Consider the following 13,561-nt stretch of genomic DNA (forward strand, 5'->3'; position numbering starts at 1 on the left):
ACCATGGCGACCATCGGCACCTTCACCTCTACCGAAACCGGCTTCTCAGGCTCGATCCGCACCCTCGCCCTCAACGTCAAGGCCCGCATCGCCCGCGTCGAAAACCCCTCCGACAAGGGCCCGCAGTACCGCATCTACGCCGGCGCCGTCGAGCTGGGTGCCGCCTGGCAGAAGCGCTCCGAGCAAACTGACCGCGACTACCTCTCGGTCAAACTGGACGACCCGAGCTTCCCGGCTCCGATCTACGCAACCCTGACCGAAGTCGAAGGCGAGGACGGCTACCAGCTGATCTGGTCCCGCCAGAACCGGGACTAGAATCTCGAGGCTCCGCCCATCGGGCGGGGCCTTCTCCCCTAGACAACACAGCCAGGTATGGCCTCTGTGTAAGGTGTCGAAAGACGTCGGACATTTCATGGTCTCTATGTCGAGCGAGGCCATCGATATCGGGTCTGTTGCAGCCAGAATTGCGCCCTATTACACCCAGTTTTCACCTAAGAGCGAGCGGTCACGGTTATCCAGCAAATACAGCAAAGGAGATAACCCAGCCGGCGTTTCACGTCTCGCGGTGTCAGACAATCTTCTGTTTGCGGGGACGGTTTTCGCCGAGGTCGGGCTCCACGGGTCTATATCCTCTTGCCCGCTTTTGACAAACGAGATTGAGGAACAGGTCTACCGCTTCCTCTTCCCGATTGAAGTGATGGGTCATTTTCTGCCCGTTCTTGCCGATGCGGCCCCAGGACCGGATCAAACAGGCCTCTCCGAACAATGTTGCCGTGATTTCCATGGCGTAGTAACGAGCGATGTTCCTTGTAGCGTCGGTGCGTTCAACATAGAGATGATAGGGCTGCATGATCATCTCGGCAGAATCGGAAATTCTCCTGTCTGCGTCCAACGACAGTTTTGAATCGGTTACAACCGATCGATTCATATTTGTGATGAAAGTGTTCGTGACGCCGCTGTTAGGCTCTCATCGCCAGCCAGTCATACCCTGCGACGTTTAACCTCAAAGGATGGCTCGCTACCGTACCTGCCGCGCAAGCGATCGTGCAATGTCGACAATGTCATTGCGTGATGTTGTAGGATCCTCGGCATTCCAGGCGATCCCCAAGCCAATGCGGAAGTCGATGCCCCTCACCTTTCGCAGCGCGACATTGCTGTTTGGAAGGTCCGCCGTCCATTCCGGCGCAAAGCCTATACCGAGTCCGGCCGAGACCAGCGAAACAAGGGAAAAAGTGTCGTCGCATGTGTAGGCGATGTTGCGGGTCAGATCGTGCTCGGCGAATTTCTCGGCAAAATATCTCTCCGTGTAGGAGAGGTTCTGTCGTGAAAATGAGATGATTTTTTGGTCTCGCAGATCGTCGATTCCGATGTCACCGCGCGCTGCGAGTGTATTGCCTTTTTCGATCGCTAGCAGATATCGCTCATGGGCAATGGAGAAAAAGCGGAGCGAACCGATATTCTCGACTGGTCGGATGAATCCAATATTGATCTGACCACTTTCCAAGTTGCGGATGATGTCGTCCGTTGAGCCGCTCGAAATGTGCAGCTGTATCTCCGGGTATTTCCTGGCAATGCGCGCCAGGAATGCCGGCAACACACCGACCGTCGCTGGGTAAATCGTTCCGATCCGAATCCGTGTGACAGTTTTGCCAGCAACCGATCTCGTGATCTCGGTGCTTAAATCGATGTCGCTCAAGATACGAACACATCGCTCGTAGAAAACGGCCCCTGCCCTCGTGAGCTCCACCCGCCGGGTTGTGCGTAAAAGCAACTGAACGCCGAGCTCGCGCTCGAGAGATTGGATTTGCGTGCTCAACGCTGGCTGGGCGATATGAACTCTGGACGCGGCACGAGCAAAATGAAGCTCTTCAGCAACCGCGACAAAGTAGTGAAGCTGGCGAAGTTCCATAAAGCTGTGGTCTGCCCTGGTGTAGAATGAAAACTCATAGGGCCCGCTGGTGGTCGACGTCGATCACAATGCCCTCTGGTACGAATGTAGAGAATACTCCGTGGTTGAATACTCTACAACCGCTTTCTCTGGCGTGTATGGAAATTCGCGAAACATTTGCAAAAAACCTAAGGCGTGTTCGCCAGTCAAAAGGGCTGTCGCAGGAAGAGCTCGCCCACCGGGCTGATCTTGACCGTACCTACATAAGTTCGCTTGAGCGCTCGATATATAGCCCGAGCATAGACGTAGTGGATCGGCTTTCGAAGGTTCTCGGTGTGGAGGCGGCCGACCTGCTTAAGAAGTCGGAGTAACTTTGCGCAGGCTGCATTGATAAACCGACATTATTAATGGCTGCCAATCCATATTAGACCCACTCGCATCTGCCCGTCACCATCCTCCCGGGAACAACAAATCGGGAGAACACGCGGTGAATGCAAAACCATACCTGTCCATAGGCCTTATGCTCGCTCTTGGTGGCGCTGTTCCGGCATCAGCCTTTGCTGAAACCCTGATCGTCAACAGCTACGGCGGTCCTTACGAAGCGATCATTGAAGAACGGATCATCAAGCCTTTCGAGGAAAAGTATGGTGTCGACGTCGTCTATGACGCCGTCGGTTCCGCCTCGCAGGACTATGCCAAGATCAAAGCCACGAAAGGCCAGCCGGGCTTCGATGTAGCGGTCATGACCGCGTCGCAGTCGTTGCAAGGCTGTAAGGACGGGCTACTGGAAAAGCTGGACGCCGGCGCCGTTCCAAACCTCCAGAAACTTGAGCCGACCCTCGCGGCTGTAGCCGGCCCGTGCGGCGCCGTTCACGAGGTGCAGTACATGGCGCTGCTTTATCGGACCGACAAACTGGCTGTTGCGCCGACCTCGTGGTCATCGCTCTTCGATCCGCAGCTTGATGGAAAGATCATCCTGCCGACGTTCCAGAATGTCATGGCGGTCTTCCTGCTCGAAATCATGTCGGTCGTCCGCGGCGGCGACATGATCGAAAACATCGAGCCTGGCTTCGCGGCGATGGCGGAACTTGCCCGGCAATCGATCGGCTTTGAACAATCCTCGGCGATCCTCGAAAGCTACATCAAGGACGGGACCGTATGGGCTATGCCATTCTGGAACGGCCGTGCCCAGTTGCTTGTCGATCAGGGGATACCTGTCGATTACATCAGGCCAAAGGAAGGGACGATCCCGCTGATCGCGACCCTCAACGTGCCGGTCGGCGCGCAGAACAAGCAGGCTGCCATGGCCTTCATCGATTTCTTTCTGGAAAAATCCAGCCAGGAAGCATGGGTGACCGGATACCAGGTCGGAAGTGCGCGCACCGATATCGATATCCCCGTCGATATCCGCAAACGTCAGATCACCACCAAGGCGGATCTTGAAGGTCTGAAACTGCCCGATCTCTCGCGCATTGCCGGAAAGCTCGGCGAATGGGGCGAGCGCTGGGAACGCGAAGTCGTTTCGCAAGCGAACTGAGAGGGTTTCCTATGTCAACCGTTGCACTTGTTGCGCCTGCAGCTTTGCCCCGCATTCCCGCTAAGACATCCGGATACCTGGTTTTGGCGCCTTCCTGTCTCCTCTTGATCATCTTCTTTGCCCTGCCAATGGGCACGATGATCGGGATGAGCTTTACCCATGCAGAGACGCTCGCACCAACGCTCTTCCACTACGAGCGGTTCTTCTCTGATGGCCTTTCGCTTGCCGGCCTCTATCGAACCGCGGTTATGTCGCTTCTCGTCGCGCTTAGCGTCACGGTTCTCGGCTATCCCATCGCCTATTATCTGGCAAGATCGCGATCGCGCTGGCGGGCGCTGGTCTTTGCACTGGCACTGGCGCCGGAGCTGGCCGGCGTCGTATTGCGCACCTACGGCTGGCTGATCATTCTTGAGGATCGGGGCTTTATAAACGACGCCTTGATCAATCTCGGTGTCATTGCCTCCCCCCTCCCCTTGTCGAAGAACCTGTTTGCGGTTGTAGTCGGCTTGACCCACGTCGTCCTGCCGTTCGGTATCCTGTCCCTGACCACCAGCATCCAGGGGATCGATCCCAATCTGGAGCGCGCCGCCCAGATGCTCGGCGCCTCGCGTTTATCGGTCGTGCGCCACATCATCCTGCCGCTCTCGATTCCCGGCATCGTCAGCTCGTTGCTGATCTCCTTCACAATGGCTGCCAGCGCCTATGCCACGCCAGCACTTCTTGGCGGCGCGGGCTTCAAGGTGCTCGCAACCATGATCTACGAGCAGGTTCTGTTCTACATCGACTGGCGCTTTGCCGCCGTCATGGCAATAGCACTCCTGTCGATGATGCTGGCTGTCTCCTTTCTCGGGATCCGGTACGAAACGCGCCGCAGCCTGCGTAGCGGCAACCGCGAAGGAGAAGCCGCATGAACCGTGTTTTGACCTTCATCTTCTGGCTGGCAGTCGTGCTGGTCTTGACCTTCATTACGCTGCCGCTTCTTGTCGTTGTTGCGGCCTCCTTCAGTCCGACCTCTGCCGTCACCTTCGTGCCCTGGGAATGGACTGTCGCCTGGTACGGCGATCTGTTGGCTGATCGGTGGCTGCAGCCCTTTCTGCTCAGCGTCAAGATTGCCACTCTGGTCGCCATCCTCAGCGGCGTGCTGGGCGTTCTTGCCGCTTACGCGATCGTTTATGAGCGGGTACCAGGCAGCGACGCGCTCATGGCAGGCCTCCTGTCTCCGCTTTCGGTGCCGCAAATTGTCAAGGGGGTGGCAATCGTGCTTTTCCTGTCGATTATAGGCCTGCAGGGTTTTCTCGGCACCCCAGCCCTCATTGCAGCCCACGTGGTTCTGGCACTGCCCTTCGTCACACGCATGGCGGCCACGTCGCTCGCCAACTTCGACGGAAACCTCGACCGGGCCGCCCAAAGTCTCGGCGCTTCGAAGCGCCAAAGGCTCCAGCATATCGTCCTGCCGATGATCAAGCCGGGGGTGCTGTCAGGCGTCACGCTCGCCTTCATCATCTCGTTCAACAACATCCCGCTATCCGTCTTTCTCGTTCGCCCCGGCGACACGACACTGCCGATCGCGGTCATCAACTACCTCGAATACAGCCTCGATCCGGTAATGGCGGCCGTCAATGTTGCATCGATGGCCTTCATTCTGACGGTGATTTTCCTGTTCGAGAAGATCGGCGGCTTCTCGGCCCAACTGCATGGTGGAAGCAAATGAGCAATATCGACATCGAACTCGTCTCAGTCAGCAAATCCTTTGCCGGCATACCGGTCGTCAAGGACTTGAACCTGCAAATCCCGCAGGGCGAATTTGTCAGCATTCTCGGACCGTCCGGGTGCGGCAAGACTACCACCCTCAACATGATTGCCGGTTTCAATACGCCAAGTGCGGGAGACATCCGGGTTCGTGGGAAGAGCCAGAACCGGGTTCCCCCAGAACGGCGCAATCTCGGCTTGGTGTTTCAAAACTATGCGCTGTTTCCGCACATGACCGTCGCCGAGAATGTCGGCTTCGGTCTGCGCATGCGGGGGACATCCAGAAGTGACATTGCGGTGGCCGTGGATGCCGCCTTGCACAGCGTGCGCCTTGACGGCCTAGCCGCGCGATATCCAAAAGCGCTTTCCGGCGGTCAGCAACAACGAGTGGCATTGGCGCGCGCCATCGCGCCACGGCCCTCCGTCCTTCTTCTCGATGAGCCCCTGTCCAATCTTGACCTGAAGCTGCGTGAGGCAATGCGGATCGAGCTCAAAGAAATCCAGGAACAGCTGGGCATGACATTCGTCTACGTCACCCACGACCAGGAAGAGGCAATGGCGATGTCCGACCGGATCGTCGTCATGTGGCAGGGTGCCATCGCCCAGCAGGGAGAGCCAGCTTCCATCTACCGCAATCCCGCCACCCGCTTTGTCGCTGATTTCATCGGACGATCTAACATTCTCTCGGTCAAGGCGAGTGACGGCGGCCCGGGATTTCTGAACCTATTGGTCGATGGCACGTCCATCGTCTTGCGATCGAGCCATACCAGCCGTTCCAATTCGGTTGCCTCCTGCTGCATCCGCCCCGAAAGCATTGCGCTCATCACCGTTCCAGCCATTGAGGCCGGTGTGCAAAATCGCCTGGACGGCGTCGTCAAACGGATCGTGAACCTTGGGGCCCAGCTTGAACTCCTAGTGGAGATTTCAGGTGGCCTGAACCTCACCGTCCTTGTCCGGTCAAGTCTGTCAGCCGAGGTGCCGGCTCTCGCAAGCGCCGTCACACTTGGCATCGATCCGCAGGACGTCCTGGTGCTTTCGGACTGACCGGGGATCCATTCGTCAACCGTATCAATGCTTGACGATCGGTATTGGAATGCCCGTCCACCTCGCCCCTAGAGTGGTGCTGGCCTTAGAGGAAGGCCGCAGAAGGAGACAAAAATGCTGACGAAAGAACGACTGCGAGCGGTGCAAAACGAAAGCAATGTTTGCGCCGATATTGAAGGTTTCGATTTCGAATCCTATGACACCCTCGACATCGAGGAACTGCGCCGCTTGTGGCTCCAATATGGTGTGCTTCGCTTCAAGCAGGCCGGCATAACCGACGCCCAGCAGGTGGCGTTTTCCCGCCATTTCGGGGATTTCGTCATTCATCCCAAGCAGAAGCAGGAAGGTGGCCACCCGGATCATCCGGAGATCCTGGTGATCAGCAATGCTATGAAGGACGGCAAGCCGAGTGGTGCGATGGGCAACAGCGAGGCAACCTGGCACACTGACACCTGGTTCTATGAACGGCCGCCGGCCGGCGCCATTCTTCGCGCCGTGACCGTGCCTCCCTCTGGTGGCGACACCTATTTCCTGTCGACCTACAGCGCCTTTGAAACACTGCCAACCGCGTTAAAGAAAGAGACAGAGGGCCGGCAGATTTTCTTCCAGAACGTCTACGACAAGACGGGCGCCCTGCGGCTTGGCAAAAGCGAACCCAGGACCTGGGATTTCCGCGAGTGGAGCGGCATGGTCCATCCATTGGTCCGTACCCATGGCGAAACAGGCCGCAAAGCGCTCTATCTCGGGGGGACCACGGACGGCGCCTGGATCGTCGGCATGCCGCTCGATGAGAGCGCGAGCCTTCTGGTCGAGCTGTGGGATCATACGACCAAGAGTCAGGAAGTGTTCGTCCAGCAATGGGATCAGGGCGACATCATGATGTGGGACAATCGATGCACCATGCACAGGCGCGATGGTTTCGACCCGTCAACGATCCGCATCATGCATCGCACGACGACAGCCGGCGAACGGCCGATCTGAACTGATCCTCCCTCCCTTGAGAGCAATTCCATGACAGCAGATTACCGAATAGAGGCCAGGCCTTCCGCCTGGCCAGCAGATCTGCGCGATCTCCTGGCCGAGGTGGAGACCGCAACGATCGGTCATTTCGAGCATCTGGGCTTTGTTGGCTGCCAGGTGCGCCCGGTCTTTCCCTCAAGGGCGATTGGCAACGCAATCACCGTCGCGGCGCCGGGCCGCGACGGTGTCGTGATCTACAAGGCAATCGACCTTCTTGCCCCCGGCGATATCCTCGTGATTTCGCGTGTCGATCATGACGACATCGCGTGTGTGGGCGGGGGCGTCGCCGCGGCCGCCAGGGCGCAGACCTTACAGAGCCGCGCAAGATTGAGGGGGTCTACTTCAAACCCTATGCCTGCTGCCGCTACATACACCCTGCGATCGATGCGTTCTGCGATTTGAATTCGCAGCATGGCTTTGCAGCCGAAGAGATTGCGAGCATTGAGGTTCAGACATTTGCCTGGGCGCTCAAGCTCGGAAATCGCATCGACCCGGAAAATCTGACCGATATTCAATACAGCCTGCCATACTGCGTGGCGATCACAGCTGCCGATGGCTGCCATGCACTTGCGCCAATTGGCGCGCCTCTGCTGAACCGACCGGATCTATCGCTTTTTGCGCGCAGGGTGCGGATCACCGTGGATGATGCGATTGATCGTCGTTTCCCTACTGAAACGCTCGCTCGCGTGGTTGTCGTCGAAAGACAAGGATACCGCTTTGTTTCCAACGTCACAACGCCGAGGGGAGATGTGGGACGCCCGATGGATTGGGGCGATGTTCGGGAAAAGTTCTTGAGGATCACTGCACCGAAGATGGGACATGAGAAGCAGCGCGCCTTGCTAAATGGATTTGAGCGATTCAAGCAAGGCGATCCCGGACCACTTTTTGCGATGCTGAAGCCGCCCTTGGATAAGTGAGCACTCCAGCTCTCTTGTCGCTATGGGCAATGTGGTCACAAAATTCGCCCGTTGCGAACCACCATCCGGCCGGCGATAAAGACGTCGCGTACCCGTCCGAGGTTCGCACTGTCTGCAACGACAATGTCGGCGCGCTTGCCCTTTTCAATCAACCCCCGATCTCCGGCGAGTTGCGGGAAGGTGCGCGAAACATTCCCGGTTGCCAGTGCAATCGCCGCCGGGGCAGACATCTGCTTCTTGCGAATGATCCGGTGTATCGCCTCCAGTATCCCATCCCAGTGGCCTCCCGCAAAGTCGGTCGATATTGTGTCTACGAGACCGGACCCGATCAGCGCATCAAAATTGACGGCATCGTTTCGCCAGCGGGTCGAAATGCAATCGAGCGTAGACACGTCGATGACGGCGCCGCGATCCCGTAATTTTCTTGCGACCTCGACAGCCTCATCGGGCAGGAACATCGGATGATTGGAATGCCCCGCCACAATCTGTGCCGCGGGGTATTGTTCGACCAGCGCGATCAGGAGGCTGGCCGTTGGAGCGGCATTGTGAAAAATAGCGGGATAGCCCACGCACGAGGATTGTCGGGCTATTTCTTCAAATCCCGTCAAGGCGAGCGAGACGGACGGCATGACGCTGTTGATGACAATGGAGCGGATCTTCTCCGCCCGCGTCATTCCAAGGCCCGATGCATCCAGGATCGTCTGAAGCTCTTCGTCAGGCACCCCGGCTTGCGGATCGAGATGCCGGCCAACGATCGCGTTTTTTAAGCGCCGTGCAATGGACGGATCAATCTTCAGACCGGTTGCAAGCCTGATAGCCTCTGGAATGAACCTGTATTCCTGGGCACCACCGCCGAGGGTCTGGCCTCCTCCAACTTCTCCAAGCGCCTTGGCACCTTGCGCGAGCAACCGGTCAATTTCGCCGTCAACGTGCCTTGCCGACAGCCCGGCGCCGTCGATCGAGAGGGCAGCCTGAATGTTGCTTTTGGTGTGGGCCGTCGAGACATGGATGTCCATCGGATGGGAGGTCGCAGAGCCGTCATCGATTTCATCGGGAAATGCCAGGCCACATACATTGAGGAGCGTGGTCGTCCCTTCAAGAAGATGCCTGTTGCGATGGTGCTCGACCTCGCTGACCTTTAAACTTACAGAGCCACTCGGCATGGACGGTCCATGAATACAGCCGTGGGCATGCGCATTGATGATCCCGGGGATGATCGTGCATTCCGAGCAATCGACCACATCGACAGAGTCCCCCAGATTTTTGTGAAGGCAACCCGATATGTCGATATCGGCTATCTCGCCGCAGCGCACGAGCACATCAGCCCTCGGGAGGTGGGTTGTTCCGTCGCCGGTAATTACGCTCGCGTTCCGAAGGACGATGTTCATCATAATCACTCCATGGCTCTTATCGGGGCCCGGGGTTAGTCGAAATTCCGCTGGAAGAGTTCTCGTCCAAGGCATAGCCAACCGAACGGACTGTCCGGATCAAATCAGAACCGCCTGCAAGCAACAGCGCCTTGCGAAGCCGCCCGATGTGGACGTTCACCGTGCGCGTCTCCACATGGACATTCGGTGGCCAAGCATTTGCGATCAACTCCCGGCGATCGCAGACATGCTCAGGGTGTCGCAACAGATGCTGCAAGAGCCTGAATTCGGTTTGGCCAAGGTGGATGTCAACGCCGTTGCGTTTCACCCGGTGCCCCTCGAGGTCCATCTCGATGCCGGCATAGGCGAGTGGGACGTTGCGGTTTGTTTTACTGGAAATGCCTTCTCCATCCCCAGCGCACGTTCGAAGGTGCTCAAGCAGCTTTATCGGAGCTATCGGTCGCACAAAACACGCGTCGACGCCGGCTTCCAAAAGCTCTGCGAATTGGCTTTCAGCTCCCGGCTCAATCAGCGCGATCAAGGCTAGATCGCCTGTCCGTGGATCGCCCTTCAACGCGCGGCAGGTCTTCGCAGCTGAAAACGACCCAACCCGACTGTCCAGGATGACGGCGTAAGGCATACACTCCGCGGCCAGGTGAAGGACCTCCTCGACGGTTCCACCAAATACGGCGTCGAAGCCCTCGGCCTCCAGAATGTGATCCAGGAGACCATAATAATCTGCTTCCGTGGAGCCTATGACGATGAGAGGTCGCACAACGCGGTCCTGTTTTTCTGGACAGTGGAAACGAGCAGGGCAGTGCCAAGTTTTGAAGAGAGCCCGGGCGGCCGATCTACCGACCGTTGGAACGGTACAGGACCTGCTCGTCTGGCATCAAGCGATTGTATTGCCTGGTATTCCGCAATTATGAGGTGACGTGACATGCGCGACTGACAACAGCGTGCGCCAGGTCAAGGCCCCTCAGTAGCTAGATGAGGTTCAGCCGGACTGCCGTCGCAGCCGCCTGTATTAGTGTGACGGCACCAAGTTTTTCACGGGCGTTGTCCAGATACGCGCGGACTGTCGTGTACCTGATCTCAAGAAGCCTGGCTGTTTCGTCCATCGATTTGCCTTCGGCGGCCCATCGGAGACAGGTCGCTTCTTGCGTCGTCAGCCTGATGCCGCCAAGCGCTCTGTATCGCGGATGTCGCAAGCTGACATATGCGTGGGTCAGGGAAGCGACGGCTATGGAGGGACCATAATCCAGCGCCTGGTTTTCTGTGACTATCGTATGGCTCGAAGCGAAGGTCAGGAGCGTCATATGGCCAAAGCCTGCAGGGACAGGGATGGTCACCCCCGAGCGAATACCCAAAGCATTTGCTTCCCTGGAAAATTCGCGTTTTTTCTCATGCTTGAATTCACGCTCGGCCATCGACCATGTGAAAGGAGCCTTCTTTCGTTTGGCGACTTCAACAACCGGATCCACCTTCTGGTATGATTGCTTGAAATATCGGACTTGCCATTCCCGCGGATAGTTCGAAATGGCGAAGGCGGCCTTTGAGCGAACGTCCAAATAGGCATACATTTCAAATCCGAGATTATGTGCCAGGTTTTGAAGCGACCGCTTGAATTGGCGCTCCCGTGTCGCGAACCGAATTGCATCAATGTAGCGATGAAATTGATTCCATGGATCAATGGGCATTCGTGTCTCCTGCACTGGTTTGCCGTGGAAGCGTGGCCGATCAGATATCTGGCCACCGCCGAGCTCCTGGAAATATGTCCGCAGGATTTCGGCGTTCAGCCAAGCAAGATCGATAGCGTGTGGTGAAGCGCAACGGCCGCAAGTATATAGTCTTCGGGAGCGCCTACCCGTCTCAATCCCTCGCCGCAGAATTTATTGATTGGTGAAAGCGGTTATGACCGACGCAGTGCTTCATGTCGTTGCGACGAAACCAGATGGCGCGACCGCATCGAAGCGGCGGATTGCCAGCCGTAAAGACGATCTGCTCGTCGGCGCGCATGCGCAGGACTTCGTGCGGCTGGATCAACGGCCTGCTCGCCAACAGTTTTGAGCGGGTTCGAGAGGATCCCTTCGACTGGAAGCTGCGGCTGACCTGGTCGATCTCCACAGTCGTCATTCCGCAGCGCCGGGAAATATATTCCGCCGTCTCCGGATCGTTGATTGCCGAGAAGCTGATCCAGCTAACGCTTTCGAACCATTTGCTCGACGCATCGCGACCGCCATAGGTTTCGCGCATCTGTCCGATCGACTGAAAAATCAGCGTCAGCGTGATGCCATACTTGCGCCCGGCATCCCGGGCGGTCTCGAGTATCCGCATATAGCCGAGCCGCGCGACCTCATCGAGGAGGAACAACGCCCGCCCGTTCATGTTTCCATCGCGGTTGTAGATCGCGTTCAGAAATGAGCCGATGATGACCCGCGCCAAACCCGAATGGGTCTCCAGCGTCTTGAGGTCGATGTTGATGAAGACGTCGACCGTTCCGCTAACGATATCCTCGGTCGAGAAACTCGATCCCGACACCAGTGCTGCGTAGTTTGGATAGGAGAGCCAGTGGGTTTCCTTCACTGCGTTTGCATAAACGCCGCTGAATGTTTCCGGCGTCAAGTTGACGAAGGCTGCAACGTTTTCCTTCACGAAGTCCGACTTCGAATTAGCGTGGATTTTCTGCAACCGCTCACGCAGTTTAGGCTCTGGCTCTGCGAGGTTCTGCCGAACCTGACGAAGCGTCTGGTCTTTCACTTCCGTATGACCGGACAGGCAGACATCGGCAATCATCGCGGTCAGCAACTGCAGTCCCGATGCCCGGAAGAAGTCGTCGCGCACGCCGGTTGGCCGGCCGCTGTCGCTCATGATCCAGGATGCAACGGCCGCGATATCTTCCTCCTTCGTGCCGCCGTGCCGGCCAATCCAGTCGAGCACGTTCAAACCCGTGCCGGGGATTTTTGGATCGAGAATGTGGACATCACGTCCCGACTTGCCTCGGTGGCCGGAGACCATCGGCGCGACCTCGTTCGACGGATCGAGGACGACGAGCGATCCACCCCATTTGAGTGCGGTCGGGATCGTCACGGACGTTGTCTTGAAACCGCCGGAACCGGCGAAGACGATCCCGTGCGACGAGCCGAACGATCCGTCGAAGCACAGCAGCGGTGACTTGCCGCCCGCGCCCCAGGTCTCGGGCCGATCGGCGCGAAACGACACGGCCGCAGTGCTGTCCCGATCGACGCGGTAGCGCTCGCCGATTACGATGCCGCCCGTCTCGGAAAACAGCTTTTCCGCCTCGGTCAGTTTCATCCAGTCGGCCTCGCCGTGCATGGCGCGTTTGCCCCTGATGCGCTTCGGTTCGGATCGTGCGAAAGCGGCGTTGCCGATGACACCGACGCGCATGGCGAAGCAGCCGACGATCAGGGCGGCGGCAGCACCGATCATCGTGGCCGGATCCAGATAGGCAGTCACGGATTTGCCCGATGGTACGTTTCCGGCGAAAACCGCAAGGCGGGTTCCCTCACGCAGCGCGGCGACCAGGATCACCGTCACGCTGCCGGCAACGACGCCCCACCCGGCGAAACGGATGTTCACCGATCCGGCCGAGGAAAACAGGAACACCACGCCGATGGCCGCAGCGGCAATGTACGGGGCCGCGATCCCGGCTCGCCCCAGGGTCAGCTTTGCTGCCTCTGTCTTGCCGAAGCCGGCAAGCCAGGTTTCCATTCCGGTCAAGATCAGGGTGATGACGAGCATCAACACGGCTGGCACGATCAAAAGCAAGATCCTATTGCCCGCTCCATCGCCAAAGGCCTCCGCGCCGATATCGCCAAAGGCCTCCGCGCCGATAGAGGTCAACCGTTCCCGCTCACCGTCATCGGACTTCAGACGGCGGCCGAGATCGACGAGCGCGCCCAGCAAGAGCGCGCGCTTCTCGTAGCGAAGTCCAGCTTTGACGATCAGACCTCCGAGCTCGATTTTGTCGCGCGTGTCCTTCTTGCGGGCTTGCGATGTGACGTTCCGACCCATGCGC

At 58.0% G+C, this 13,561-nt stretch carries 14 protein-coding genes and 1 pseudogene; 9 read left to right on the forward strand and 6 right to left on the reverse strand.

Annotation, left to right across the window (positions count from 1 at the left end):
* Positions 1-3 precede the first annotated feature (3 nt).
* Positions 4-315, forward strand: a complete 312-nt coding sequence (locus tag ACP7E6_RS24320; protein ID WP_426232384.1) for a DUF736 domain-containing protein — start codon at positions 4-6, stop codon at positions 313-315.
* Between the two features lie 253 nt (positions 316-568).
* Here ACP7E6_RS24320 and ACP7E6_RS24325 read toward each other — a convergent pair whose 3' ends face one another.
* Both ACP7E6_RS24325 and ACP7E6_RS24330 read right to left on the reverse strand, forming a co-directional pair.
* A complete protein-coding gene (locus ACP7E6_RS24325; RefSeq protein ID WP_426232272.1) occupies positions 569-856 on the reverse strand; it encodes a WGR domain-containing protein in 288 nt (95 codons plus the stop codon).
* Between the two features lie 162 nt (positions 857-1,018).
* The gene (locus tag ACP7E6_RS24330) at positions 1,019-1,909 is read right to left on the reverse strand and encodes a LysR family transcriptional regulator (protein ID WP_426232273.1); all 891 of its coding nucleotides are present in this window, start codon (positions 1,907-1,909) and stop codon (positions 1,019-1,021) included.
* Between the two features lie 137 nt (positions 1,910-2,046).
* Here ACP7E6_RS24330 and ACP7E6_RS24335 point away from each other — a divergent pair, with 137 nt between their 5' ends.
* The 8 genes and pseudogenes from ACP7E6_RS24335 (at position 2,047) to ACP7E6_RS24370 (ending at position 8,155) form a co-directional block, all read left to right on the forward strand.
* On the forward strand, positions 2,047-2,259 hold the full coding sequence (locus ACP7E6_RS24335) for a helix-turn-helix domain-containing protein (RefSeq protein WP_426232274.1): 213 nt from the start codon (positions 2,047-2,049) through the stop codon (positions 2,257-2,259).
* Positions 2,260-2,408: 149 nt separating this feature from the next.
* Positions 2,409-3,425, forward strand: a complete 1,017-nt coding sequence (locus ACP7E6_RS24340; protein WP_426232385.1) for an ABC transporter substrate-binding protein — start codon at positions 2,409-2,411, stop codon at positions 3,423-3,425.
* Positions 3,426-3,436: 11 nt separating this feature from the next.
* Entirely contained in the window at positions 3,437-4,336 is a 900-nt protein-coding gene (locus tag ACP7E6_RS24345) for an ABC transporter permease (RefSeq protein ID WP_426232275.1), read from the forward strand.
* The gene (locus tag ACP7E6_RS24350) at positions 4,333-5,136 is read left to right on the forward strand and encodes an ABC transporter permease (protein ID WP_426232276.1); all 804 of its coding nucleotides are present in this window, start codon (positions 4,333-4,335) and stop codon (positions 5,134-5,136) included. Before ACP7E6_RS24345 ends, ACP7E6_RS24350 begins: the two co-directional genes overlap by 4 nt.
* Positions 5,133-6,218, forward strand: a complete 1,086-nt coding sequence (locus tag ACP7E6_RS24355; RefSeq protein WP_426232277.1) for an ABC transporter ATP-binding protein — start codon at positions 5,133-5,135, stop codon at positions 6,216-6,218. The genes ACP7E6_RS24350 and ACP7E6_RS24355 overlap by 4 nt, the downstream gene beginning before the upstream one ends.
* Positions 6,219-6,332: 114 nt before the next feature.
* Positions 6,333-7,199, forward strand: a complete 867-nt coding sequence (locus ACP7E6_RS24360; RefSeq protein ID WP_426232278.1) for a TauD/TfdA dioxygenase family protein — start codon at positions 6,333-6,335, stop codon at positions 7,197-7,199.
* A gap of 30 nt (positions 7,200-7,229) precedes the next feature.
* Positions 7,230-7,544, forward strand: a pseudogene (locus tag ACP7E6_RS24365) (RraA family protein); the annotation flags it as partial.
* Positions 7,545-7,636: 92 nt separating this feature from the next.
* On the forward strand, positions 7,637-8,155 hold the full coding sequence (locus ACP7E6_RS24370) for a hypothetical protein (protein WP_426232279.1): 519 nt from the start codon (positions 7,637-7,639) through the stop codon (positions 8,153-8,155).
* Positions 8,156-8,190: 35 nt separating this feature from the next.
* Here the strand turns inward: ACP7E6_RS24370 and ACP7E6_RS24375 are convergent, their stop codons facing one another.
* The 4 genes from ACP7E6_RS24375 to traG all read right to left on the reverse strand — a co-directional run bounded on the left by ACP7E6_RS24375 (position 8,191) and on the right by traG (position 13,557).
* The gene (locus ACP7E6_RS24375; RefSeq protein ID WP_426232280.1) at positions 8,191-9,546 is read right to left on the reverse strand and encodes an amidohydrolase family protein; all 1,356 of its coding nucleotides are present in this window, start codon (positions 9,544-9,546) and stop codon (positions 8,191-8,193) included.
* Between the two features lie 16 nt (positions 9,547-9,562).
* Complete coding sequence (locus ACP7E6_RS24380; RefSeq protein WP_426232281.1) at positions 9,563-10,297, reverse strand: winged helix-turn-helix domain-containing protein; 735 nt, start codon at positions 10,295-10,297, stop codon at positions 9,563-9,565.
* 211 nt (positions 10,298-10,508) lie between these two features.
* On the reverse strand, positions 10,509-11,222 hold the full coding sequence (locus tag ACP7E6_RS24385) for an autoinducer binding domain-containing protein (protein ID WP_426232282.1): 714 nt from the start codon (positions 11,220-11,222) through the stop codon (positions 10,509-10,511).
* A 172-nt stretch (positions 11,223-11,394) separates the two neighbouring features.
* Positions 11,395-13,557 (reverse strand): Ti-type conjugative transfer system protein TraG, encoded by a 2,163-nt coding sequence (traG, locus tag ACP7E6_RS24390; RefSeq protein ID WP_426232283.1) that lies wholly within the window; start codon positions 13,555-13,557, stop codon positions 11,395-11,397.
* Positions 13,558-13,561: the final 4 nt, after the last annotated feature.

The organism is Pararhizobium sp. DWP3-4, from assembly GCF_049898205.1.
Taxonomy (GTDB): Bacteria; Pseudomonadota; Alphaproteobacteria; order Rhizobiales; family Rhizobiaceae; genus Pararhizobium.